We start from the raw sequence: 23,017 nt of genomic DNA on the forward strand, positions 1-23,017 counted from the left end.
CCAGATGTCGCCGTGTATTTCTGCCATTGTCTGTACGCATAATCGGGCTGGCTATCTAGCTGGGGCGATCGCCAGTCTGCTGCGTCAAGACCTGACGGAACCCTACGAGGTTTTGGTGGTAGACAACGCCTCCACCGATGCCACGCGGACTGTGGTGGAGCCGTTTTTGCAGGATTCTCGGCTGCGCTATCTGCCAGAGCCGACGCTGGGGCTATCCGTCGCTCGCAACACCGGAGCCGTCAACGCTGCCGCGCCCCTGCTGGCCTATCTAGATGACGATGCGATCGCCGCTCCACAATGGCTGCGGACGCTATCCGAAGCGTTTCAGGCAGACGAGAATTTGGCGATCGCAGGCGGGCGTGTCTTGCTGGATTGGGAAGGACGACTGCCCCCCCGCTGGCTCTCGGCAAACCTGGCGGGCAGCCTCGGCGCATACGACCTGGGCAATGCACCAGTGAAGATTCAGCAGCCAGGGCAAACGCCACGCGGCGTGAACTACGCCCTGCGGCGCGACTTTTGGGAATCGGTCGGTGGCTTTTCGGTGCAGCTTGGCCGCATCGGCAATACGCTGTTATCCAACGAAGAGTTGCACCTGACAGAACTGGCGCTACGCCAGGGCAAAACCGTCCGCTATTTGCCCGATGCCGAAGTCACCCACCGGGTCGCGCCCGAACGCCGCCAGCAGGCTTGGTTTTTGGAAAGAAGCTGGTGGCAGGGCGTGAGCGAATATCAGCGGGAACGCCTGACCGGAAAAGCCGGCCTGGGGCAGGTTCAACGGGGGGGCGATCGCCTCCTGCGCGGGCTATATCACGCGCTGCGATATGGCAATGACCCCGCCCTGCGGTTCGATAATCTGGTCTATGCCTACGGCCAGATTAGCTACCTGGGGCTGGCACTCCGACATTTGATATTGCCCCAATGATGATTGTTCGTAGTGGCGACTTCAGTCGCCCTGAACATTCGTAGTAGTGACTTCAGCCGCCCTAAACGTTTGTAGTGGCGACTTCAGTCGCCCTGAACATTCGTAGTAGTGACTTCAGTCGCCCTGAACGTCCGTAGTGGTGAGTTCAGCCGCCCGATTCACAGCTAGTCCCTCGGAGGCAGACTAAAGTCTGCACTACGAACTGGAGGCAGAACTTCCGCCTTAGAGCAATAGTCTCAATTCCTGCAAACAGCCTAAACGATGAAAGCGCTAGATGTGTCACAGATACTTGATCGGCAATCCAAAATCGGCCACCTAAACATAAAACCGCTAATCCAAAATCGCCAATCCAAAATCCAAAATCGATATAAGTTTGGTATGGCGCTAGAGGTTTTGGCACTCACGTGATGGCACTTGACAAACCGACAATAGAGACCCAAGCGATGGATGCTGGGGCGATCGCCCCCCGCCAAACGCAGCATCGCCCCTGGGCGCTGGGGCTTTGGGCCGTGCTGGTATTCGGCTTTCTGTATTTGCCCATCGGTGTGCTGGTGCTGATGAGCTTCAACAACTCGCGCATTCTGTCGCTGCCGTTTCAGGGCTTTACCCTGCGCTGGTATCGCACGGCTCTGCAAGATGCAGCGATGCGCGTGGCGCTGGGCAACTCGATTCGGGTGGCGGCGGTGGCGACGGTGCTGGCATCCGTCTTTGCGCTGCTGGCAGCCTTTGCCATCTATCGCTACCAGTTTTGGGGCAAAAATGCCTTTCGCATCGCGCTGAATCTGCCGATCTTGCTGCCGGGAATTGTGACGGGCGTGGCAATGCTAGCCTATTTCTCGGATTTGGGGCTGTCGCTGTCGCTGTGGACCGTGATTTTGGGACATGCCATCTTTGGCTTGCCCGTGGCGCTGGGGCCAATGCTGACGCGCCTGGGCCAGTTTCCCCGCAGCCTCGAAGAAGCCGCCTATGACCTGGGAGCCACGCCCGTTCAGGTGTTTCGCGATGTGCTGTTTCCCTACCTTCGCAGTGCCGTGGTTGCTGGGGCTTTGCTGGCCTTCACGCTATCCTTTGATGAAGTTGTTGTCACTATTTTTCTCACTGGCCGCGACAATACTTTACCGATGGAGATCTGGGGTCGCCTCCGCACCAACATCACGCCAGAAATTGCGGCGATCGCCACCCTGATTCTGACTGTGAGTACCGTCCTGGTGCTGTTGAGCCAGCAGGCGCAGCGAGACGGTTGATGGCGTGAAGCGGCTGTCTATATCCCCAGCAACCCTTTCCAACTCTTCCACTCCTCCATCCCCAACCCCTCTCCATGCCTTCCCAACCCATCGTCTCCCTCGATCGCGTCAGCAAAATCTACGGCAGTGGACAAAAAGAGGTCTACGCGGTGAAAGACGTAACGCTGGCGGTGCAGCCGGGGGAATTTTTTTCGCTGCTGGGGTCGAGCGGGTCGGGCAAAACAACCACCCTGCGGCTGATTGGCGGATTCGAGATTCCAGAGTATGGGCAGGTTTGCATCGGTGGTGAGGATGTGACTACGCTGCCGCCCTACCGACGGGCGGTGCATACGGTGTTTCAGAGCTATGCGCTGTTTCCCCACATGACGGTGGCGGAAAATATTGCCTATCCGCTGCAAATTGCAAGCGTGGCGCGGGCAGAGGCAGAACCGCGCGTGGCAGAGGCGATGCGGATGTTTCGGATTGAGGGGCTGGGCGATCGCCGTCCGTCGCAGCTTTCGGGCGGGCAGCAGCAGCGAGTCGCGCTGGCACGGGCGCTAATCAGTCGGCCCAAGGTGCTGCTGTTGGATGAGCCGCTGTCGGCGCTGGATGCCAAGATTCGGGAAGAGGTGCGACAAGAACTGCGAGAGCTTCAGCGCGAGACGGGGCTGACCTTTATCTATGTGACGCATGACCAGGAAGAGGCGCTGGCCCTGAGCGATCGCATTGCCGTGATGCACAGCGGCCAAGTGCAGCAGTTGGGCAGCCCGAAAGACATTTACAACCGACCCGCTTCGCATTTTGTGGCGCAGTTTATCGGCAAGGCAAATTTTCTGCAAGGCACGGTGCAGGCGATCGAGGGCGAATGGGCGGCGATCGCCCTCAAAGGCTTTTCCCTCCGGGCGCTGTCTACTGGAACCCCGCTGACCGTGGGCGATGCAGCGACTGTCATGCTGCGGCCAGAGCGGGTGCGGCTGGTCGCAACAGAGGCTCCAGGGGCGATCGCCGCGACGATTCGCCAGGTCACCTACATTGGCCAGGTCTGGGAATGCAGGTTGGATACGCCGGTGGGCCCCCTGATGGCGACCCAGCTTGGAGGAATGGTCTCCCCTGCAGAGGGTGATGCCTGTGGAGTCATTTGGGAAGAGGACGCTTGCATCGTGCTGCCAAACTAGAGGGGCGACTGATGTCGAAACCCAGACGAGACCCAGTAGTCACCGCATCTTCTGAGATAAGATCGAAGTGCCGACTTTACATGAAGGCAACAGAACTTCACGCCATATACGCATTTTCTTGCGGGGTGAGACACGCATAATCCTGACGAGGCAAACGCTTCTTGACTATCCACGTACCTCACCAGCTTCAAAAACGCTCTATCTTGGACATTTTTTAAAGGTTTCAGCGTTTTTGACTTTATCCATCGAAAAACTGACGGATAGATTTGCTTTTTAGGCAAAAGTCGCTTTTTCGGATTTTTTTGGCATTTCTGGGATTTATTAAAACAAGCCCCCTCCTAAGATGTCCTGTCTGCAAGATGCCTGCGTAACGCAACTATGCCATTTGATGTTCAGCCCTTCTGGGTCCTGTTTGATGATTCTCTAGACGGGGTGGTGGCGATTGATGCCAGGGGCTGCGTCGTGGGCTGCAATGCAGCGGCTTGCAAACTATTGGGGCGATCGCGCGAAGCATTGGTGGGGCAGCCTGCTGCGGAGGTACTGCCTGCGTTCCTCTGGGCCGGTTTGCAGCGGAGCCAGAAGGCCGACGGGGCAGCAACGGAACCCATCAAGGGTGAGCTAGATTGGTTTGCACAAGACGGCACTGCTCGACAGATTGCCTACAAAATCGCAGGTCATGCCCTGCCCGACCTGAGTTTAATCACCTTGCGGGAGGTCGGCCACTCTAGAGCGAATTGCTCTGCAAACTGCCAGCAGATAGAGGAACTGCTCCACCAGCAAATTCAGCGCGAACAGGTTTTGCGGGGCATTACTCAGCGCATCCGCCAGTCGCTCAGTGTGGAAACCATTCTGGCGACGGCAGTGGATGAGGTACGACAGGTCCTCCAAGTCGATCGAGCGCTGATCTTTCGGCTGATCAGCGCTGAGGTGGGTGTGGTGATCCAAGAATCGCTGAACCCGGCCTACCCGCTGACTCTGGAGATGAAGCTGGAAGATCGGTGCTTTGGGGGCAGCTGTCGAGACTTTTATCAGCAGCACAAGACGCGGCTGGTTCCCGATGTGCGGCAGGATGCTTGGGCTGGGTGTCTAGCAGACTACATGCAACAGTTTCGCGTCAAGTCCAAAATGGTGGCGGCGATTTTGCAGCGAAACTCTCTCCAGCCCTCGGATCAGCCCACCAAGGGCAAGGATTTGGTGGACGACGCTGACAATGCTGACAATTTAGACGGCTCGCCTGAAATGCCCACGCTCTGGGGGCTGCTGATTGTGCATAGCTGCGAAACCCATCGCCAGTGGCAGCCCAGCGAAGCAGACCTGTTGCAACACATTGCTGATCAGTTGGCGATCGCCCTTCAGCAGGCAGAACTCTACGACCAGGTGCGGCAGTTAAACCTGAACCTAGAAGACAAGGTGCAGCAGCGCACGGCAGAACTGGAGCGATCGCTCAATTATGAAGCCCTGCTGCGCCGCATTAGCGATCGCCTGCGCGACAGCCTCAACGAGCATCAGATTTTGCAAACGGCGGTGCAAGAACTCGCCGAGCAACTCCACCTGTCTACCTGTGAAGTCGGTTTTTTTAGCAGCGACGGCCAGTCCTATCGAATTGCCTACGAATTTCCGACTAGTTTGCCGCCGATTCGAGGAGCCGAGTTTCGCTGCGAAGAGCATTATGAGCTGGCAGTTTGCCTGAAAGCCCGTTCCTACACGCACACCTGCGGGCAGCACCCGCTGGCGGGCTGGGTCGGTCTGTTTCGCTGCCCCATTGCCGACGAACAGGGTAACCTGGGTATCTTGACGCTGGTGTGCCCGCCGGAGCGGGTGTTTACGGAGCCAGAAATTCGCCTAGCGGAACAGGTCGCGATTCAATGTGCGATCGCCATTCGCCAGGCTCGCCTGTTTCAAGCCGCCCAAACCCAGGTCGCCGAGCTAGAGCGCCTCAACCAGCTCAAGGACGACTTTCTCAATACAGTGTCTCACGAGTTGCGAACGCCCCTGTCGAATATCTCGATGGCGACGCAGATGCTCGAAATCATTCTGCGCGACATGACCGACAGCGTGACCGAACCGCTAGCCGCCCAATTGCTCCGGCACGCCGCCCCTTTTGTGCAAATTCTCAGAGAAGAGAGCCTCCGTGAAATCAGCTTGGTCAACGACCTGCTCGACCTGGCCCGCATCGACTCAGAAACAGAGCCGCTGCTGTGGACGACGGTGAACCTGCGCGACATCTTGCCCCACGTCGCTGAGCCGTTTTTGCCATATGTCCATCGGCAGCACCAGCACCTGGAAATCCATGTTCCAGATGACCTGAAGCCGTTGACCACCGACCTGAACTATCTGGAGCGCATTCTTTCGGAGTTGCTGCACAATGCCTGCAAGTACACGCCCGCCGGAGGCAAGATTCAAGTCTTGATTGAACAGGATCAAGAATCGTTTGGAGAACAGGGTCGAGAACAGGCTAGAACACCAGCAGAAGGGGTATCGGTTCTCGGTCAACTGCGGCTTTGCGTAACGAATACTGGGGTGGAGATTCCCGACCAAGAGCGCGATCGCATCTTTGAAAAGTTCTATCGCATTCCCAACAACGACCCCTGGAAATATGGCGGCACGGGCCTGGGTCTGGCGCTGGCTCGAAAGCTGGCCACGCTCATCGGGGGGCAACTGTCGGTTCAAAGCGCTCCAGGTCAGACGACCTTTGTGCTTGCCCTACCACAGTTTGGGCTGTTTCACGATGGAACTGTTGCTACACCCAGCAGCACCCACACCAACGCATGAACGCCGATGCCAGTGCCAAATGCCAGTGCCCTGCTACCTCGAGCCTTTCTGGCAGCAAATTTAGCAGCTTAGCGCTCGCCCTGAGCGCCAAACTGGTACAACCGCACCCTCACGCTCCGCAGCGCCCTGTCGTGTATTCAAACTCATCCAGCACTACAGGCGGCTTTCCATCCCCTTTCAAGCCATAAGTCTTAACCTGCAATCGCTGATCCGGCGTGAAGTGAAGCTGCGTAAACACATGCATCGTATTGTTGCGATAGGCAGTCCAGGGGGGCGCAGTGTCGCTTTGAAAGATGGAAAACGAGCCGCTCTTGTTGCTCTCTTTGCCGCCAGGACTCGATTTGAGCCAGGTCACGCCATCTTCCAGGGTATAGCAAGACTTTGAAGTAGACGTTGCGGTAATAGACTGGGGTACATTAACCAGCGGATAGGTGCGCTCGTAGGCTTGATCATGGGAGGAAACAATCAGCTTCACGCCGTACTTTTCAAGCAGCGGCCCAAGCTGCGCTCGCAATGCCAGGTTAGACGGATGGCTCTTGCCCTCAGCAAAAGCAGACACATGGGTAAACGGAATAATCCACTGCTTGCCTGCTGCTTGCGCTGCTTTGAGGTCTTCCTCCAGCCAGTTCAGTGTCCCACTAGAAACGCCCTGCTCTTCAAAAATCGTGAGCAGCGAGATGAAATGCACATTGCCCACGTCAAAAGAATAATTCAAGTTGTGGTCAAATCCGGCGGGCGTTGGGAAGCGCTGCGACCAGAGATCGACACTCTCCTGCAATATAGCTTCGTGATTGCCATAGGTCGGCATCAGCGGGGCCTTGCTGGCCACGGGCATCATCTGGTTAAACCAGGCATCGATCGCCCGATCGAGTGGTCGAAAGCGCTTGTCGCCATCGTAGTAGGCATAGTCGCCTCCACCCAGCACAAGCAAGGGATTCAGCTTGGCAATTTCGTCGATGATTTGCTGGGTTCCGGTCGAAAGTCCGTCCTTGCGGCCCACCAGTCCTGTATCTGCGACATACACCACATCAAACTCACTTGCGCCCCCCGATGGAGCCGTGCGGAACGTGTAAATATCGCTCCAGACTGACCAGTAGTCGCCTTTTACGCGGTATTCGTATTCAGTGTTGGGCGAAAGATCTTCAAGGGTAACCTCATGCAACATGCCCTCTGTGCCAGAGGGACGGTGGACTCCTACCCACTCTTGCCACTCTTCAGCGCCCTTCGGGCGATATTGCACATGGGAGGGGGTGTAGTCCCGGTAGGTGCGCCAGGTGACGGTCATGGTGGTTGCGGGGTCTTTGATCCAGGCGAGATGCACCTGATCGGGCGGGCGACGGCGATGTGCTTTGTAGGCGGAATAAGCAACCGTCGCGCTAAAGAAGAGAAACAGCAGCGCTAGCGCCAGCGAAATCAGCCATTTGGGAAGGGATTTGCTAACGAATTGCCAGCGTGGAACTGGGGAAGTGCGATGACGAGCCATGATGGTTTCGGTAGAGAGATTTTACAAGGGTTTACAGACTCTAGAACTTTAGGAACTTTGGGAAAAACAGCCCGAAGCGTGTGTGAGGTCAGTCCCCAGAGGAAGGGATTAAGAACATCGGCCTCAGGGCTATTGAGTGTGGTCTATCGGTCTAGCGGTCTAACGATCTATCGTTTTGCAGCGATCGCCCGTTGATAAATCTCAACGGTGCTTGCAGCAATCTTTGACCAGTTCAGGTCAGTTTGGCAGCGGGCTAGACCAGCGGCCGCGAAGCGCTCTTGTAAAGCGCGATCGCCCAACAGGTGAATGATTGCGTCTGCCAGAGCGCGGCTATCTCCGGGAGGCACGAGCAGCCCGTCTTGTCCGTGGTTGACCATTTCTGCCAGTCCGCCAATGTTAGAGGCAATGACCGGAGTTCCCATCGCAAACGCCACAGCCGCCACGCCACTCTGGGAAGACTCGACATAAGGTAAAACCGCCACAGTGCTGCGCTGAAATAGCCCCGCCACCGCCTTGAGGGGAATAAACTCGTTCAAAATTTCAAACTGGCGGGGGTCCGGTTCCCCAGAAAAATACTGGCTCAGGTTTTCCCCCCGCCCCGCAACAATCAGTCGCACATCGGGGAAGCGCTCTGCTACCAGCGGCATGGCTTCCACCAGATACTTCAAGCCCTTGTAAGGCCAGATGCGACCGAAAAATAGCAGAGTATAGGGTTCGCGCGGCAAATGCACGCCATCGGCCCAGGTCTGAAAAAAGCTGCCAATTTCGCCATGAGGCAAGACCGAAATGCGATCGCCCGACACCCGAAACTGGTTCACTAGGGCTTCTTTGAGCGGATTGGCATGGACGATCAGCGCCTGCGACTTGTAGAACGCGATGCGCCGGGTATATTCAGACCCCCATACATTGTCGCGATCGCCCGGATGTCGAAACACATCGTGAATCGTGGTCACCAGCGGCGGCATTGAGTTGAAGAACAGCGTCAGGTCATACCAAAAGTCGTTTGTCTCCTGCACATGCAGCACATCGGGTTGAGCCTCCCAAATCAGCCGCATCATCTCCGCCATTGCAAACACATTGCGCGGATCGCGAATCCGAGGCTTGGCAAACGTCCGCACCTTGACGCGCGGATCGAGCGCTTTGTGACAGTCCGCAGAAATCTTTTCTGGATGAATCAACGTTAAATCAACATAATTCGCCAATCCATTGGCCAGCCCAACAGTATATTCCGTAAAGCAAAAGTGTAATAGAACAACCTTCATCAATGACCCCGTCTATTTCTGCAACAGCTTTGTGTAAACTACTCTGACTCCACCCGCCTGAAACGTCACCATCGCACCCACGAGCAAAAGATAAACCACAGTTGAAATGGTGGTAATCTTCAAAATTTCTTGAACATGGCTTTCGAGAACCCAAAATACTAACGTCATCAGCGCTGTGATTAAAAGGGGACGCTTGAGGGACTTCCAAAAGCGAACTGAGAATAAGTTAAACGAAACGCCGTAGACATACTGTCCAAGACTGATGAATCGCATGAGCAAAACGCAAACTGCCGCCCCCATTAGTTGAAACCGAGAAATCAAAACAATACCCGTGATACCTGTTAGCGTTGTGGTTACCATCACTTCACGCATATTGATATGTTCGAGATGATTGGCAACCAGAAGATAGCTCAGAGGGCGAATATATGAAGATGCAATCAGCCCCAGCGAAACAATAGCTAGGGGAGCTGCGGCATTTCCAAAATCAGATCTGTGGTAAACCAGGTTTAGCAACTCTTTGCCAAAAAAGATCAGCGCCATGACCAAGGGCAAAGACACCGTCAGCAGCAACTCTATGCTCATTTCAGCAAGCTGCCGCTGCCTGTGTCGCCCAAGATCCACCGCCTTTGACATGCTCGGAAAAACGCCGACCGTGAGGCTAGTCGATAAAATGTCGAAGGGCTGCATTAATTGCATAATGGCCCCGTAAAGACCAACGATAACCTCTCCGCCTAGCACCGAAAGAATCAGGATTTGCATCCGAGCGTTGATCACTGAAACGCCTTCAATTGCAACAAACGTCCGCACCGACTGCATCGATTGTCGGATAAATGCTCGATCAACCTTCCAACAGGGAATGACCGATCTCAGAAGCAACCCCCACTGAAAAAATAAGATGAGTATTTCCGAGAAAAACATCACCAAGCTCAGCCCAACAACCCCGTACCCCGCCTGCATTGCCCAAATCATCACGGGCAGACGCAAAATGTAAACCGGAACCGTGGTAACAGTAATCAGATACATCTTCTCTTTGGACTGGAAGATAGCCTCTGATATGTTTGACAAAGAGAATGGAAAAATAGTTAGCCCCATGACGTAACACACCAGCGTTGTGTTGTCTTGATAGGGCAGAAAATACACAATAAGCACCAAAACCGCGTAGGCAATGGTGCTGAATAGAAGTTGCAGGAGCGTGCCGCTAACTAGGTAGGTGGGCGTTTGTTCTGGATGGCGAGAAAGCTCTCGCGTGAATAAAACTTTGAACCCCTGCGAGGCGAGGCTCATGAAGATAAAATAGTATCCAAAGGCAAGGAGATATTGACCCAGCTCGTATGCGCCTAATAAACGGGCAATGAAAGCGCTGAGCGCAAACGTTGTAATACTTTGAGTTAGGCGCGTGACAAAAATGGAGAATGAATTCCCAAGCAGTCGCTTTCCCATCATCAATAGCGCTCCTCTCTTGGATATATCGAAATCGAATCTCTGCTGCGATCGCCCTTCTAATCTCCCTACTGAGATCCCTTAGCTAAAAGGCTTTGGCGAGGATCGCGATTGGTTGAGTGATTGAAACCATTGAGAGTTATTGAGAACTATTGATTGGATAAGCGAGTTTCGTAGGCCAGCGTATTTTTTTGGAAATAGTAGCGCCAGCGTCTTTGCAGAATGTTGCTAATCTGCCCTGCAAAATGCACAAAGAAATAGGGATTTTGCACTGCGGCAAGCAAGGCTTTGAAATACTGCTGTTGCTTCAGTGGTTCAACGACCCGATAGTAGGCTCGGTTGCGCTTGAAGACAGCAAGATTGTGAGAGAGCGATCGCACGAGACGAGGATTACTCCTGACCTGCTCCTTTTGCAAGCAGCTTTGTGCTGCGCGGCAGTAGCCGTCTAGTCGAGCAATTTTGCTCTGCTTGACCAAGGAGTTGGGGCGGAAGCGATAGTAGTAATATGGCTCTGGCACGAGAAAATAGCGTGCGCCATTGATCAGGCAGTTCATATACAGCCAAAAGTCTTGCCCAAGGCGCAGCGAGAGGTCATACTCAATGCCGTGTTTAATCAAGAACTGACGGCGCATCAGCGGCTTGCTCAATCCCAGGTGTAGCCCCTGCTGTCCGTAGACATCGGTTTCCACAAAGAAGACCGGATCGACGCGGCGGATCTCTGTAATCGCGTGCCCGCTTCCCTGGATTAACGTGCTTAGAGGGGTGTCGCTGCCATCCTGCACGTAGTACAGGTCGTCGGCTACCATATCTGCCTGTTCTGCTTGGGCAACCTGGAGAAGACGTTCTAGGCGCTCCGGGGCGTACCAGTCATCGGAGTCTAGCACAGCAATCCAGTTGCCTCGGGCTTCTCGCAGAGCGCGATTGCGAGCGCCCGCTGCCCCCATATTCCGGTCATTCACAAAGACCCGAACCCGCTCATCTTGAAAGCGTCTGGCGACCTCTGCTGTGCTATCGGTCGAGGCATCGTCTACTACGAGAACCTCGATGTTGTGCAGCGTTTGGTTCAGGGCCGAGGCGATCGCCCGTGCGATATACGACTCAGTGTTGTAAGCAGGGATGATAACAGAGACTTCGGGACTCATAGGAAGCGCTGGGGTAGATCTGCAAAATCGGTTGCTTATGAGGCAGGACGGGCTGCAAGTTCGACGATATCGCCTCCACAGCCCGCGCCTCGATTCATGAATGTGGAAGTCTGGATGATAGAAGTCTCTTACCGAATAGCCGCCGACCGAACGGAGGACACTTCCAGCAGCGGCGTTCCATCCAGGCGATCGGGAATGGGCGCACCCAGCAGACCCAAAATCGTCGGCGCAATATCGAGTGCCTGACCGCGCTCAATGCTGGAATTAGGAGCAATACCCGGCCCCTGAGCCATGAAGAATCCTCTAGACCGATGCCCGCCCGCCCGGAAGTGGGGAATGGGGCCAATTCGCCCAAAGTCGGGGCTGTCTACCACATCGGTAATCACTTCTTCCCAGACCACCACAATGTCTGCATCCGAGAGATTGCCCTCGTCAAACGGCGTGCGGCGAGTGCGAGAAATTTGCCGCACGATGGACTTGCCTGTTCTGGCATCCTTGAGCTTCCAAAGCTTTTCGATCACCTCTTCACAGACGGCATCATATTCAGACGGCGGCACAATGCCACTGCCCTCGCGCCCCTGGACATTGATGCGAACGTGTCCATCGGCAAAGTAGGGCAGCGCGAAGGCCCGCATCTGCGACCACAGCGGGCGATACCACATGGCTGGCATCCAGAACAGCGGCGCGTTTTGCTCCATTAGCACGTAGGGCGATTCCAACCCATTCAGGCGATCGTGCAGAAGCTTGCTGGGCAGATAAGGACGCAGCGCCCGCTTAAGGGGATTTTGCTCGTAGTTCCGCGCCCACATTTCACCCATCCAAGACTTGCGGAACGGATGGCTGATGACCGGGCCTGGCTCCTCGTCCGGATTTCCGGGGGCGATCGCCGCTTTGCCAAAGTTAAAGCGATACATCATCTCCGGCAGCACAGCCATGCTCAGCAAGTCGGTATAGTTTGCGCCCATGCCGTGGGGCGAGAAGAGCGTAATGTAGGCATTTTCTGGCACGGCATCTAAAATCTCGCCGATCGCTCGGTCGATATTCTCAAAGGCCTCCAGCATCAGCGGGCCCGCAGGCTTGCCGTGGAATTCGTATACAGGATGATCGGGATGGGTATACCAGAGGTCATGCCCAGCGGTATGGGCTTCTCCAAACCCAACAAAGAAGAAATCCCAATCCTCCTTCTTGAGATAGTCGCGGCAAACCTGGGCACGCTTCTCCACACTGTCCTTGATTGCGCTGGGAACCCACTTTTCGTAAGCCTTGTCCCACCAGATGCCATCGTCTTTGTAGAGAACCGGATTTTCCCCATATTCCCGAATCATTTCCGGCAGCACCTCTGCGGGAACAGACACACTGGGAGTGAAGGGATAATGTCCGCCCCACGCGAGAACCTGAAGCCCGTTGACCTGGCTCGACAATCCCGAAGTCGGCGGGTCTAGCACAAATACCCGATAGTCTTCGCCAAGGGCATAAAAGGGAGGATTCTGCTCAAAATCGCAGCCGACCTTGAGAATGTCTCGGTCAATGCCGTAGCTTTCGGGATAAAACTTGGACGTGCCCCAAAAGCCTGTCTTGTCAGGCATGCAGCCTGTCCAGGTCATAGCCCACAGCCGCTCAGTCGAAGCAGCGGGTGTCGGCACACCGCAGTAGTTCACGATGTTTTCTAAGCGACCGTAGGCACCCTGCTCACGGATACGACTAAGATTCTTGAGATGCCCCTGAGACATCCACTCCTCGAGAACCACTGGGTCAGCAGCGTCTAATCCAATCGCAACTACAGGAGTTTTCACACTATCCTCCGACAAAACAATGCACTACCAATGAACTAAAACCAGGCGAAGACGTGCCCAGCCTTGGGAAACCGAGCGCCAGACAACGAAGGCTACTGCCCACCGTCGGAAACTGGCGATGCATGAACGAGTGCTGTGAACTTAGTGCAGACTGATTCCCTGGCGATCGCCCGCTCCAAGAACGCTTGCCTAAGGACTCAGCGGTCTACCTAAACAACCATCCGACAGATTCGGAAACCGCTCAAGCGCACGCCTTAAGCACTATGCAAAAACTTTGTGAGAAAAACTCGCAAGCCAAAACCAAGCCAGACCCAATCTAAAACTATGTGAAATCACGGAGCTTTATACTGTGTTGCTCGAAATCATAGTCAAATTACGGACAGGCTTCTAGCCCTCACTGAGAACTTTATGGAAACTTTGTCTAGAATCTGAAATTCTCTCCTTTTTTGTAAGGGATAGTGAAGCTCTCGATTCAGTAAGCTTCTGACTTATACCGCTTTAGAAAATAGTTTTGGAGCCACACATAGCGGTTCGTGAATTCATGGATAACCAGGTTAGGTTTGCTTTCCAGGGCGAGATCCGGGTTATTTACAGGCGTTGATTGTAATGTCTTGATTAATTTTTGAAGGACGACAAACCAAACTGATAGGAGGAATTGAGAGACTAGTTTTTTCTCCAGAATGATTCTTCAGAGAGTCTTTAAACAGTCTTTAAAGACTCTTCAAACATTCATCTAGCACAACTCCATTGTCTGTATTTTGGGGCGGATAAGGTTTCTCTTTATACGACAATCACATTTTCTTTCCTAGGATTAGACTCAAACTTCAAAGCAAAACCACTATGTAAGCCTTGATACAGACTAGCTACAGCATTTTTGAAGCTAGTGAGGCACACGGATGGTCAATAAGCCCTTGCCTCGTGAGGGCAGCGTGTGCCTCACCCCGCAAGAAAATGCTGTATACAAACTGGCTGTGTTGAAATCTGAGTTGAAATCTGACTTTATGGCTCGGATTTTATGGCTCGGTTCTCAAGCCAGCTTTCACAAATCTGTGGGCGATCGCCCTTCCTAGTGCTTACGCATCCGCACAGCGCTTGCATGGCAATTGTGCGAACGAGAGAACTGCGTAACAATTCAACGTATAACCCACCCGACTCAACGCGATTCAACGCCTGTGATGGCTCATCATGGTTGAAGTTTTGGCCATTCTTTCGATTTCAGCCGCTACGGGGATGCGGATTGCCCTGCCGCTGCTGCTGATCGGGCTGTTGCAGCGCGAGTCGCTCTGGTCGTCGGTGCCGCTGCTGTCGCAGGTGCCGCCGCCGCTGGTGTTGGGGGTGCTGGTGAGCTGGTCGCTGGTGGAGCTGCTGTTTTCTAAAGACCGACTCGCTCAGCGGTTGCTGCAAATTGTGGAGATGGTGTGCAGCCCGGTGGTGGGGGCGATCGCCGGAATAACAGTCGCCCGCCTCATGCAAACGAGCCAAGAGCTAGTACCCGTGGCGGCGCTGGTGAGCGGGCTGCTGGCGCTGGTGTTTCAGTTGGTGCAGGTGGGCTGGTTTTATCGGCTGCGGGGGCTGCCGCTCTGGGCCATTTTTCTGCAAGATTTTCTCTGTGTGCTGCTGGTGCTATTTGCCTTTGATGCGCCGCGCCAAGGGGGGCTGATTGCGCTGCTGTTGCTATGGCTGGCGATTCGCAGCACGGCAGAGTGGCAACAGTGGTATCAAGCCCAGGCTAGCGCGGGCGATCGCCGTTTTCCCCGGCGCGGCAAGCAAGATCCTGATTAGCCAGGAAAAACACGCTATGCCAGATGAGCTGAGCCAGGAACAGACTGGGTGGGCGAGTGTGTGGAGCTTGCGATCGCATCTGGAGGTGGCGCTGGCAACCTGCTGGCGGGGGGCGATCGCTCGTCACCCCTTGCCTGACCTGCCAGATTTGCAAAACCAAATTAGACTGCGCCGAGTGGATGCGCCGACGGGAGTGGTCTATAGCTCGGCGATCGCCCCCCGACTGGCGGCGAGTCTAGATATGACAACCGAAGAGATAGCAACCCTGTTGGCCCACAGTTGGCAACCTCCGGCTGAACCCCAAGCAGACTGGGCCGATAGCCTGCTCACCGTCACCCAGCGGCATCTGATCCAAATTCGCCTGGGCGATCGCCTGCTGGCGGCATGGTTGCAGCAATTTGCAAAATCTGCCAGCGCCAGAGCGCCAGATTCCCCAACCCCTGCGACACTGTCTGTTCCAATCTCGCCGCCCCTAATCCAGCCGTCTCGATCTCTCCGCCAGAACGAATACTTTCAGAACGAATACTTTGAAATGCAGGCTGCTCACGCCCGATGTTGCGCCTTGCTAACCCTAGCAGAACGGCTCGGTCTGATTCGCTTTGAGGCACCCGTAATGATCGACGGTGCGCTGGTCTGGCCAGCGCCGCTGCCCTGGCTGGAGGCAGATGGGACGCTTCGCACTCAGCAGCCCACAGAGCTGCGCCTGCTTCTGCAAGTGGTGGATAGTGTAGACGCTCTGGCGCAAGCTCAAAACGGTTCGGCGATCGCCCTAGCTCTGTCCCTCAGCCGCTGTGTGTATGACTTTGACGCAAGCTGCCGCATCTTTGGCGACGTGGCAGTTAACCAACTGGAACTGGCGCAGGCGAGGCTGGGGCTGGTGCGAGCCGCGCAGCAGACGTTGCGCTGGCTGCTAGAAGGGCCTCTGCGGGTGGCGGCTCCATGCTCCCTATAGGCATTTTCTTGCAGAGAGGAACGTGTAAAGACTGTGACAATTATAGGAATTGCTAATCATTGGCACTGGGACGCTGACAAGACTGGGAAGGGTCTGATATATTTTCATCAGTGTGAGGAGCGAACCAGCAAGGGCATCGAGACGAAACACGGTCAGTCGCCGATGCCCTTCCTGATTTCTAAGCTCCACCTCTCAGGTGAGGGGCTTTATGTTGCTAGCTTTTTGAGCTTTCAGAGTTTTGACGTAGGTTTTAATCGCTGAGCGACTTCCATCTTTTCAGGCAGGGAGTGAGCAAGCGTAGCAAGGATTTAGGCGGATTTTGTTTTACCGAACCACGCTTGCGCTGCGGGCTGGATTCTGGCTTCTCGGTTTAGGAACTTGCTTCAGCCCAGAATGAACTTTTCGATGGCGATCGCCGCTCCGTCTTCTTCTACGGAAGGGGCGACCCAGTTGGCGATCGCCTGCACGCCCTCCGGCGCGTTGCCCATTGCCACGCCAATGCCTGCATATTGCAGCATCTCAAAGTCATTGAAGTTATCGCCGATCGCCATTACCTGGTTGGCACGGAGTCCCAGAATGGTCTCCGCTAGATAGCGAACCGCGTTGCCCTTATTCACCTTTGGGTGGGTCGCTTCCAGGAAAATATCCACAGATTTGGTCAGGTATAGCTCGGTCGGGGCGTAGCGCTGCCGCAGCTTTTCCAGCAGGTCGTCAATCAGTTCTACGTTGCTGCTTTGGGCGAGGATCTTGGTCAGGTCGGCATCGAGCAGGGTTCGCAGGTCGCCAACAGCAATCGGCTCAATGCTGGAGCGTTCTGCATAGGCTTCGGTTTCGGCGGTGATCTCGCGGACGTAGAGCTGGTCATTAATATAAAAATGCACCGAGACTTCTTTTCGCACCGAGGGCTGCTCGTAAAACTCTAACAATTGCTGCGCGTAGACCCTGGGCAAGTGCCAGTGGCGATGCAGCGTGTCGTCGGCAGGATCTTTGATTAATGCGCCCTGATAGCTCATCAGCGGCAGGGTAGAGCCAAGATCTGCATGAAAACGGCAGGCTGATTGATACATCCGCCCCGTGGCGATCGCCACAGGAATGCCCTGCGCCTGCACCGCTTGCACCGCCTGTTTCACTCGCGCCGAAATCTGGTTCGACGCGCCCACAACTGTCCCGTCCAGATCCACTACTAGCAGGCGAATCTCTCCCGATTGGGCTGCCGAGTTTTCCACAAATGCCCCTTGCGCTGTCCCTGCCGCTAAATTTCCCATCCCAGCTTACCGCAAGCTTCAGTTTTCATTAAGCCAAGCCAGGTCAGCAATTAGCGCTTGTTATGATTTGAGCCGAAATAGCGAGTTGAGTTCATCCAACCATGACTACTGCAACTGTGCTGGAATTTATGCATCGCACTGCCGCCGACGACACCCTGCGACAACAGCTTGAAGCCCTGCTCGGTGTGGGCGACGGCAACATCAGCAGCGAATCTGAGCTAGACCCGGCCGAAACTGCCGCTCTGACGGGCGATCGCGCTCCGGATGTGGCAGCCTTTGCGGCTCAAAAGGGCTTCCAGTTTTCTGCCGATGAGCTAATCGCCGTGGTCAGCGCTTTTCAGCAGCATCAAGACGGCACATTATCAGACGAGGAGTTTGCCCAGATCTTGGGAACCTCGTTTACCAACAGTTCCGACAAAGTGCAGTCTCAGATGAAGCGGCTGGCCCAGTTTCTCAGCAAGACCTATTTAGGCATTGATTTGAAATAAGGTTTAACGACTAGCGGTCAGGTTTCAGGACTTGCGCCTTCTCCGTCCTAGAACCCTGATTGCTAGTCCAGTGCAGATGCTTCGCTCCTTGCCTCCGGCAAGATGAGCATGGCATCGCCGAAGGAATAAAAGCGATATTCTTGGACGATCGCCTCCTGATAAAGCGCCAGCAGTCGCTCTCGTCCCGTGAGGGCGCTGACGAGCATCATCAGGCTAGATTTGGGCAGGTGGAAGTTGGTAATCAGCCCGTCCACCACGCGCCATTGGTAGCCGGGATAAATAAATAGCTCTGTTTTGCCGCAGTAGGGCTGGAGTGACCCGCTCTGGGATGCGCCTTCGAGGGCGCGGGTGGCGGTGGTGCCCACGGCAATTACCCGGCCGCCGCTGGCTTTTGTGGTGGCGATCGCCGCTACGGTTTCTGGCGAAATCTCTAGCCACTCGCCGTGCATCTTGTGGTCGGTGATGGTTTCCGCTTCCACCGGGCGAAAGGTTCCCACGCCCACATGCAGCGTGATAAAGCTGCGCCGGATGCCCTGCTGCTCCAGGCGATCGAGCAGTTCGGGCGTGAAGTGTAGTCCGGCAGTGGGGGCGGCGGCAGAACCGGGGCGATCGCCATAGACCGTCTGATACTGCTCTGGATCGACGTGGGAATTCTCGATATAGGGGGGCAGGGGCACCTGACCCAGCAGGTGTAGCACTGACAAGAAGGGCTTGTTTTCTGCAACCTGAAATTCCAGAATCCTGCCAGAAGTGGCTGTATCCACCGCCAGCACGGTCGCCGTCAGCAGCGGTTCCGCGCCTTCCGGCTGATCCGGCTGAAAAAATTCAATCATTGCGCCCACCTTGAGCCGTCGCCCAGGTCGCACCAGCGCCAGCCAGCGGTTTTCTGCCTGTTCCTCCAGCAGCAGCACCTCTACCTTTGCGCCACCCAACTTGCGCCCAAACAGCCGCGCCGGTAAGACGCGAGTGTTGTTTAGCACTAACAAATCGCCCGGTCGCAGCAGATCTGGCAAATCCCGAAAAATGCAGTGCTGATGGGAGTTTGGCGAATCCACCACCAGCAGCCGCGAGCGATCGCGCGGCACCACCGGATTTTGGGCAATCCGCTCGGCAGGCAAATGATAGTCATAAGATGTCAGCCGCAGGTCGAGGGAAGTTGGCGCTTCTGAGCCTGGCGGAGAGTCTGGAGGGAACGGGGCTGATGCGGGGTGCTGCGGCGACGGGTTCAAAGACATGCTCAACTAAATCCACTAAATCCAGGCAGATTGGGGAGAAACACCCCCCCAGGTAGGGGGTCTTTCCCCTATGAAACGTCAGGGTTTATTACGAAAATAAAACTGTAGTTGAAATTGCATTTGCTGGGGTTGGACGCATGGAATACATCTATTACCTCGCGAATGCCAGTTTAACGCTTCGGGTGGTTGAATATCTTCACAACACGCCCTGGCTCCCCGTTCGCTTCATGACGGTTATTCATCAGATCGACGGTTGGGTAGTTAAGGTTAAACTGGAGCGCTGCCTGGATGCCGATCGGGACGGTGACTTTCGCGCTTTTTTGAATGAGTTGGGCATTGCCTACGAGCCGGATATCCGCGTGCGGATGGCGCTGTGGGGGCTGGAAACTGGCCAGTCGCCTGTGGACGTAATGCGCCGCTACCAGGTGGCGGTCGTGTCTCACGGCAGCCCTGATGGCGAAGAAATCGAAGAGTTTCGTCAGCAGTTTGTGCAAGGGCTGGGCTATTGCCCCGAAACTCTGGCCTAGTGCGCCACCCGCTTTGCAACGCTAGGTGACCTGCTTGGTCAACCCACTTAAGTTTATCGTCACTCCAAGTTTGAACGCAGCTTGAACTCTATTACGCCATCTCACCCGATGCGGCTTGAGGTGGCGTTTTTTGTTGGGCAGCTTTTATGAACGACCCAAACTCCGGTCCTGGATTGCGGAAAATTGGCAAGGGGCGATCGCGCTAAAATGCACCCAACCCTCCGATCTCTCAGCCCTCCACCACCCATGACCTCCCTCCTTCCCGCGGCCACGCCTACCGAAATTTTCTACCCCTCTTCTGATGGTGAACCCGTGGCAGAAACCTATGTGCATCTCTATGCCATGCTCGTCACGCTGGAAGTGTTGCGCCAATATCTGGAGGGGCAGCAGGCGACTGTGCTGGCGAATCAGTTTATGTATTACGCGCAGGGCTATCCCAAGCTGCGGGTTGCGCCGGATGTGATGGTGATTTTTGACGTGGCTCCGGGCGGACGCGACAACTACAAAATCTGGGAAGAGGGACAGGTTCCATCCGTCATCTTTGAGATGACCTCGAAGGGCACTCAGGCCGAAGATCAGGTCTTCAAACGAACGCTGTATGAGCAGCTCGGCGTGCGCGAATACTGGCTCTTTGACCCGCGGGGCGAATGGATCGACGGGCAACTTCAGGGCTATCGCCTGCACAACGACACCTACGAGCCTATTACCGATGGCCGCAGCGACCCGCTGAAACTGCGTCTGGAAATCGACGGACAACTGATCGCGTTTTATCGAGAAGACACGGGCGAAAAGCTACTGATTCCTGGCGAACTGGCGCAGGCGTTGAGAACCGAGGCCCAGGCCCGCCAGGACGCTGAAGCGCGGGCGCAGGCGCTAGAAGCAGAGGTCGAAAGACTGCGATCGCGCCTGAGAGAGTTGGGCGCAGAGGAAGGCTAGCGGCTGGATCAGTCGGCGGCGCGGCTGGTCTGCTACGCTGATATATTGCGGAATGTTGATAGGCTGATAAAGGGTCAGCTTCCCGCAACACGCGGCCGTTGGCGATCGCCGCGCCCCAGCGCCCAGATCTGCCTGCTCATCTCTCCTCCTTTACCCAATCACTCTATGCTTCAAGCTGGAATTGTCGGACTGCCCAACGTGGGCAAATCGACCCTCTTCAATGCGGTGGTGGCCAATGCCAAAGCGCAGGCGGCCAACTTTCCCTTTTGCACCATCGAACCCAATACGGGGGTCGTCGCTGTGCCCCGACGAGCGGCTGGCAGTGCTGGCCAAGATTTCCAACTCTGCCCGAAATCATTCCGGGCGCGGGTAGAGTTTGTAGACATTGCTGGTCTGGTGAAAGGGGCCAGCAAAGGTGAAGGCTTGGGCAACCAGTTTTTGGCGAATATCCGCGAGGTGGATGCGATCGTCCATGTGGTGCGCTGTTTTGAAAACGACGACATTATTCATGTTGCCGGCTCGGTCGATCCGGTGCGAGATATCGAAGTGATTAACCTGGAGCTGGCGCTGGCGGATTTGTCGCAGCTCGAAAAGCGGGCCGATCGCACTCGTAAGCAGGCAAAAACCAGCAAAGATGCTCAGGCAGAGTTGGCCGTGTTAGACAAGCTGCTGGTGGTGCTGAACGAGGGCAAGTCAGCGCGACTGGTGGAATTGACGGACGAGGAGGAGGCGATCATTAAACCGCTGGGGCTATTGACGCGCAAGCCCGTGATCTACGCAGCAAACGTGTCGGAAGATGACCTGGCGACGGGCAATGAGTGGGTAGAACAGGTGCGGGCGATCGCCGCTGCGGAAAACGCCCAAGTCGTTGTCGTGTCAGCCCAGGTTGAATCGGAACTCATCGAGCTATCGGAAGAAGAACGTGCTGATTTTCTAGAATCGCTGGGTGTGCAAGAAGGCGGGCTGAAATCCCTGATTCGCGCAACTTACGACCTGTTAGGATTGCGAACCTATTTCACCACGGGGCCAAAAGAAACTCGCGCCTGGACGATTCGCGCTGGAATGCTGGCTCCCCAGGCGGCGGGGGTGATTCATACTGACTTCGAGCGGGGCTTTATCCGTGCAGAAACGGTGGCCTATGATGACTTGGTAGCCACAGGTTCTATGGCGGCGGCAAAGGAAAAGGGATTGGTTCGCAGCGAGGGCAAGGAATATTTGGTGCAGGAAGGGGATGTCATGCTATTCCGCTTTAACGTGTAGTTCTAATGTGCAGCTTGGGAACGGTGAATCAGCTTTATAGGCCCCGTGACTGAAGTCTTTAATTTTGATATTTGGTTTTGATGAGGGAAAGCGCAATGGGAGACTCGAAGCGACGCAAGGAATCTCTGGGCGAGAAATACGGGCAAGAAGATAATATTCTGCCGGGTATCCCCATCAAGCCCAGTCAGGCAAGACTGTTTTCGCAAATCACAACGCGCGGTGCATGGATTGGGATCGCGCTGTTGGTGGTGTATTGGGTCGTGGTGCGGTTCGTCGGCCCTAGCTTGGGCTGGTGGGAATTGAACTAAGGAACTGGTTGGCAGGGCGATCGCCCTAGGGGCGACCTTGCTAGGTTGGCACGTGACCTTTTTTCTCAAAAACTTTTCGCCTATAAAAATCCAGCGTGGAGGCATGTCCGTATATTCCTCTAGACGGGCGCAGTTCACCTCTTTAGCGACCTAACGAGCGCTTGAAGAAGCGCTCCAGAGGGTTAGCGTGTCGGCTGAACTGGAGCTATCTGGCGATTTGAGCAAGTTTCAGAACTGTCAACTCTGGTGCAGCGTTTAGCACAGAGTTGACAAGGGCTGAGCCAGCACAGGTCGTCTGCTTTGTCTTGCCCTTTTCGCAGAACTTTTGTAGGAGAACGCTGACAATGAACCGACGCAAATCTGAATGGCTGGGTCGCGCTCGACGGGCGCAGGGCTTGTCTCGTCGCCAAATGCTGACAGGCGGAGCTGTGGTGGGTGCGGCGAGTGTGCTGAGCGTGCCGCTCATTGCCGGAACGGCCGATGCTTCGACGGAGAGCGATCGCCTCAATGATATTGAGATCCTCAACAAAGCCCTGTTTTATGAACACGCTGCCATCTGGGCCTACAGCGCGGCCGCTGGCAGGCTGACCAACTCTGAGGTGGGCAATGCGGTGAAGGCGATCGCCCTAGCGAACCAGGCGGATCACATGCAGCACCGCGATGCTTTGGCAAATGTCATCCGCAGTCTGGGCGGCACGCCCGTTCAGGCAGAAGCCAGCTACGATTTGTCCTCCTATCTTCAACGGGGCGAAGGAAACTTGGATTCGGACGTGAATATTGCAAAACTGGCGCTGGCACTGGAAACCGACGCGGCGATCGCCTATAGCCAGGAAATCGCCATGCTCAAGACGCCCGCGCTAATCACTGCTGGAGCCAGCATCGGCTCGACCGAAGCCAGCCACGCGACCCTGATTCGGGCGGCGATTCAATCTCTCGGCGTAGACATCCAGCCCGTCCCCGCTTCCTTTGTCAGTGCCGAAACCCGAAACGCCTGGGTTTTAAAAGTCTAGGTAGGTTGATATCCCCAAAAAAATGCGCTCCGAAAAAATGCG

The 23,017-nt window shown here is 55.4% G+C and carries 20 protein-coding genes; 13 read left to right on the forward strand and 7 right to left on the reverse strand.

Annotated elements, in window-relative coordinates:
- The first annotated feature begins 4 nt into the window (after positions 1-4).
- The 4 genes from O77CONTIG1_RS04585 (at position 5) to O77CONTIG1_RS04600 (ending at position 6,092) form a co-directional block, all read left to right on the forward strand.
- Entirely contained in the window at positions 5-922 is a 918-nt protein-coding gene (locus O77CONTIG1_RS04585) for a glycosyltransferase family 2 protein (protein ID WP_068508444.1), read from the forward strand.
- Between the two features lie 407 nt (positions 923-1,329).
- The gene (locus O77CONTIG1_RS04590) at positions 1,330-2,166 is read left to right on the forward strand and encodes an ABC transporter permease (protein WP_197673324.1); all 837 of its coding nucleotides are present in this window, start codon (positions 1,330-1,332) and stop codon (positions 2,164-2,166) included.
- 74 nt (positions 2,167-2,240) lie between these two features.
- Positions 2,241-3,320: an ABC transporter ATP-binding protein gene (locus O77CONTIG1_RS04595; protein ID WP_068508447.1), complete on the forward strand. Its 1,080-nt coding sequence runs from the start codon at positions 2,241-2,243 to the stop codon at positions 3,318-3,320.
- A 378-nt stretch (positions 3,321-3,698) separates the two neighbouring features.
- Positions 3,699-6,092 carry a GAF domain-containing protein gene (locus tag O77CONTIG1_RS04600; protein WP_068508449.1) on the forward strand — a complete coding sequence of 798 codons (2,394 nt, stop codon included), beginning with the start codon at positions 3,699-3,701 and terminating at the stop codon, positions 6,090-6,092.
- Between the two features lie 109 nt (positions 6,093-6,201).
- Here O77CONTIG1_RS04600 and O77CONTIG1_RS04605 read toward each other — a convergent pair whose 3' ends face one another.
- The 5 genes from O77CONTIG1_RS04605 to O77CONTIG1_RS04625 all read right to left on the reverse strand — a co-directional run bounded on the left by O77CONTIG1_RS04605 (position 6,202) and on the right by O77CONTIG1_RS04625 (position 13,212).
- Positions 6,202-7,575 (reverse strand): purple acid phosphatase family protein, encoded by a 1,374-nt coding sequence (locus tag O77CONTIG1_RS04605; RefSeq protein WP_068508452.1) that lies wholly within the window; start codon positions 7,573-7,575, stop codon positions 6,202-6,204.
- Between the two features lie 167 nt (positions 7,576-7,742).
- The gene (locus O77CONTIG1_RS04610; protein WP_068508455.1) at positions 7,743-8,837 is read right to left on the reverse strand and encodes a glycosyltransferase family 4 protein; all 1,095 of its coding nucleotides are present in this window, start codon (positions 8,835-8,837) and stop codon (positions 7,743-7,745) included.
- 12 nt (positions 8,838-8,849) lie between these two features.
- Entirely contained in the window at positions 8,850-10,280 is a 1,431-nt protein-coding gene (locus O77CONTIG1_RS04615) for an oligosaccharide flippase family protein (protein WP_084782191.1), read from the reverse strand.
- 146 nt (positions 10,281-10,426) lie between these two features.
- Positions 10,427-11,419 (reverse strand): glycosyltransferase family 2 protein, encoded by a 993-nt coding sequence (locus O77CONTIG1_RS04620; RefSeq protein WP_068508457.1) that lies wholly within the window; start codon positions 11,417-11,419, stop codon positions 10,427-10,429.
- A gap of 128 nt (positions 11,420-11,547) precedes the next feature.
- The gene (locus O77CONTIG1_RS04625; RefSeq protein ID WP_068516017.1) at positions 11,548-13,212 is read right to left on the reverse strand and encodes an alkaline phosphatase family protein; all 1,665 of its coding nucleotides are present in this window, start codon (positions 13,210-13,212) and stop codon (positions 11,548-11,550) included.
- A gap of 896 nt (positions 13,213-14,108) precedes the next feature.
- Between O77CONTIG1_RS04625 and O77CONTIG1_RS24180 the strand changes: the two genes are divergently transcribed.
- The 3 genes from O77CONTIG1_RS24180 (at position 14,109) to O77CONTIG1_RS04635 (ending at position 15,946) form a co-directional block, all read left to right on the forward strand.
- The gene (locus O77CONTIG1_RS24180) at positions 14,109-14,282 is read left to right on the forward strand and encodes a hypothetical protein (RefSeq protein ID WP_156434935.1); all 174 of its coding nucleotides are present in this window, start codon (positions 14,109-14,111) and stop codon (positions 14,280-14,282) included.
- A gap of 115 nt (positions 14,283-14,397) precedes the next feature.
- Positions 14,398-14,994: a DUF4126 domain-containing protein gene (locus tag O77CONTIG1_RS04630; RefSeq protein ID WP_068508459.1), complete on the forward strand. Its 597-nt coding sequence runs from the start codon at positions 14,398-14,400 to the stop codon at positions 14,992-14,994.
- 16 nt (positions 14,995-15,010) lie between these two features.
- A complete protein-coding gene (locus O77CONTIG1_RS04635; RefSeq protein ID WP_068508460.1) occupies positions 15,011-15,946 on the forward strand; it encodes a hypothetical protein in 936 nt (311 codons plus the stop codon).
- Between the two features lie 383 nt (positions 15,947-16,329).
- Here the strand turns inward: O77CONTIG1_RS04635 and O77CONTIG1_RS04645 are convergent, their stop codons facing one another.
- Positions 16,330-17,211 (reverse strand): Cof-type HAD-IIB family hydrolase, encoded by an 882-nt coding sequence (locus O77CONTIG1_RS04645; RefSeq protein WP_068508464.1) that lies wholly within the window; start codon positions 17,209-17,211, stop codon positions 16,330-16,332.
- Between the two features lie 101 nt (positions 17,212-17,312).
- Between O77CONTIG1_RS04645 and O77CONTIG1_RS04650 the strand changes: the two genes are divergently transcribed.
- Positions 17,313-17,699, forward strand: coding sequence for a hypothetical protein (locus tag O77CONTIG1_RS04650; protein ID WP_068508467.1), 387 nt, complete (start codon positions 17,313-17,315; stop codon positions 17,697-17,699).
- 62 nt (positions 17,700-17,761) lie between these two features.
- Here the strand turns inward: O77CONTIG1_RS04650 and queA are convergent, their stop codons facing one another.
- The gene (gene queA / locus O77CONTIG1_RS04655; RefSeq protein ID WP_084782192.1) at positions 17,762-18,934 is read right to left on the reverse strand and encodes a tRNA preQ1(34) S-adenosylmethionine ribosyltransferase-isomerase QueA; all 1,173 of its coding nucleotides are present in this window, start codon (positions 18,932-18,934) and stop codon (positions 17,762-17,764) included.
- Positions 18,935-19,071: 137 nt separating this feature from the next.
- Here queA and O77CONTIG1_RS04660 point away from each other — a divergent pair, with 137 nt between their 5' ends.
- From O77CONTIG1_RS04660 to O77CONTIG1_RS04680, 5 genes are all read left to right on the forward strand, one after another.
- On the forward strand, positions 19,072-19,461 hold the full coding sequence (locus O77CONTIG1_RS04660; RefSeq protein WP_068508468.1) for a hypothetical protein: 390 nt from the start codon (positions 19,072-19,074) through the stop codon (positions 19,459-19,461).
- A 246-nt stretch (positions 19,462-19,707) separates the two neighbouring features.
- The gene (locus tag O77CONTIG1_RS04665) at positions 19,708-20,397 is read left to right on the forward strand and encodes a Uma2 family endonuclease (RefSeq protein WP_068508470.1); all 690 of its coding nucleotides are present in this window, start codon (positions 19,708-19,710) and stop codon (positions 20,395-20,397) included.
- Positions 20,398-20,562: 165 nt separating this feature from the next.
- Positions 20,563-21,657 carry a redox-regulated ATPase YchF gene (ychF, locus tag O77CONTIG1_RS04670; RefSeq protein WP_068508472.1) on the forward strand — a complete coding sequence of 365 codons (1,095 nt, stop codon included), beginning with the start codon at positions 20,563-20,565 and terminating at the stop codon, positions 21,655-21,657.
- A gap of 95 nt (positions 21,658-21,752) precedes the next feature.
- Positions 21,753-21,965, forward strand: coding sequence for a DUF2839 domain-containing protein (locus tag O77CONTIG1_RS04675; protein ID WP_068508474.1), 213 nt, complete (start codon positions 21,753-21,755; stop codon positions 21,963-21,965).
- Between the two features lie 344 nt (positions 21,966-22,309).
- Complete coding sequence (locus O77CONTIG1_RS04680; RefSeq protein WP_068508477.1) at positions 22,310-22,975, forward strand: DUF4439 domain-containing protein; 666 nt, start codon at positions 22,310-22,312, stop codon at positions 22,973-22,975.
- The last annotated feature ends 42 nt before the right edge of the window (positions 22,976-23,017 follow it).

The sequence above is a fragment of the Leptolyngbya sp. O-77 genome (genome assembly GCF_001548395.1).
Lineage (GTDB): Bacteria > Cyanobacteriota > Cyanobacteriia > Elainellales > Elainellaceae > Thermoleptolyngbya.

Excerpts from the sequence above, each read along its gene's own strand:
- O77CONTIG1_RS04615 (WP_084782191.1), bottom strand. The coding sequence starts at position 10,280 with ATGATGGGAAAGCGACTGCTTGGGAATTCATTCTCCATTTTTGTCACG.
- O77CONTIG1_RS04600 (WP_068508449.1), top strand. The coding sequence starts at position 3,699 with ATGCCATTTGATGTTCAGCCCTTCTGGGTCCTGTTTGATGATTCTCTA.
- O77CONTIG1_RS04590 (WP_197673324.1), top strand. The coding sequence starts at position 1,330 with ATGGCACTTGACAAACCGACAATAGAGACCCAAGCGATGGATGCTGGG.
- O77CONTIG1_RS04680 (WP_068508477.1), top strand. The coding sequence starts at position 22,310 with ATGAACCGACGCAAATCTGAATGGCTGGGTCGCGCTCGACGGGCGCAG.
- O77CONTIG1_RS04585 (WP_068508444.1), top strand. The coding sequence starts at position 5 with ATGTCGCCGTGTATTTCTGCCATTGTCTGTACGCATAATCGGGCTGGC.
- O77CONTIG1_RS04660 (WP_068508468.1), top strand. The coding sequence starts at position 19,072 with ATGGAATACATCTATTACCTCGCGAATGCCAGTTTAACGCTTCGGGTG.
- O77CONTIG1_RS04610 (WP_068508455.1), bottom strand. The coding sequence starts at position 8,837 with ATGAAGGTTGTTCTATTACACTTTTGCTTTACGGAATATACTGTTGGG.
- O77CONTIG1_RS04605 (WP_068508452.1), bottom strand. The coding sequence starts at position 7,575 with ATGGCTCGTCATCGCACTTCCCCAGTTCCACGCTGGCAATTCGTTAGC.
- O77CONTIG1_RS04595 (WP_068508447.1), top strand. The coding sequence starts at position 2,241 with ATGCCTTCCCAACCCATCGTCTCCCTCGATCGCGTCAGCAAAATCTAC.
- O77CONTIG1_RS04620 (WP_068508457.1), bottom strand. The coding sequence starts at position 11,419 with ATGAGTCCCGAAGTCTCTGTTATCATCCCTGCTTACAACACTGAGTCG.
- O77CONTIG1_RS04665 (WP_068508470.1), top strand. The coding sequence starts at position 19,708 with ATGACCTCCCTCCTTCCCGCGGCCACGCCTACCGAAATTTTCTACCCC.
- O77CONTIG1_RS04650 (WP_068508467.1), top strand. The coding sequence starts at position 17,313 with ATGACTACTGCAACTGTGCTGGAATTTATGCATCGCACTGCCGCCGAC.
- ychF (WP_068508472.1), top strand. The coding sequence starts at position 20,563 with ATGCTTCAAGCTGGAATTGTCGGACTGCCCAACGTGGGCAAATCGACC.
- O77CONTIG1_RS24180 (WP_156434935.1), top strand. The coding sequence starts at position 14,109 with ATGGTCAATAAGCCCTTGCCTCGTGAGGGCAGCGTGTGCCTCACCCCG.
- queA (WP_084782192.1), bottom strand. The coding sequence starts at position 18,934 with ATGTCTTTGAACCCGTCGCCGCAGCACCCCGCATCAGCCCCGTTCCCT.
- O77CONTIG1_RS04635 (WP_068508460.1), top strand. The coding sequence starts at position 15,011 with ATGCCAGATGAGCTGAGCCAGGAACAGACTGGGTGGGCGAGTGTGTGG.
- O77CONTIG1_RS04645 (WP_068508464.1), bottom strand. The coding sequence starts at position 17,211 with ATGGGAAATTTAGCGGCAGGGACAGCGCAAGGGGCATTTGTGGAAAAC.
- O77CONTIG1_RS04675 (WP_068508474.1), top strand. The coding sequence starts at position 21,753 with ATGGGAGACTCGAAGCGACGCAAGGAATCTCTGGGCGAGAAATACGGG.
- O77CONTIG1_RS04630 (WP_068508459.1), top strand. The coding sequence starts at position 14,398 with ATGGTTGAAGTTTTGGCCATTCTTTCGATTTCAGCCGCTACGGGGATG.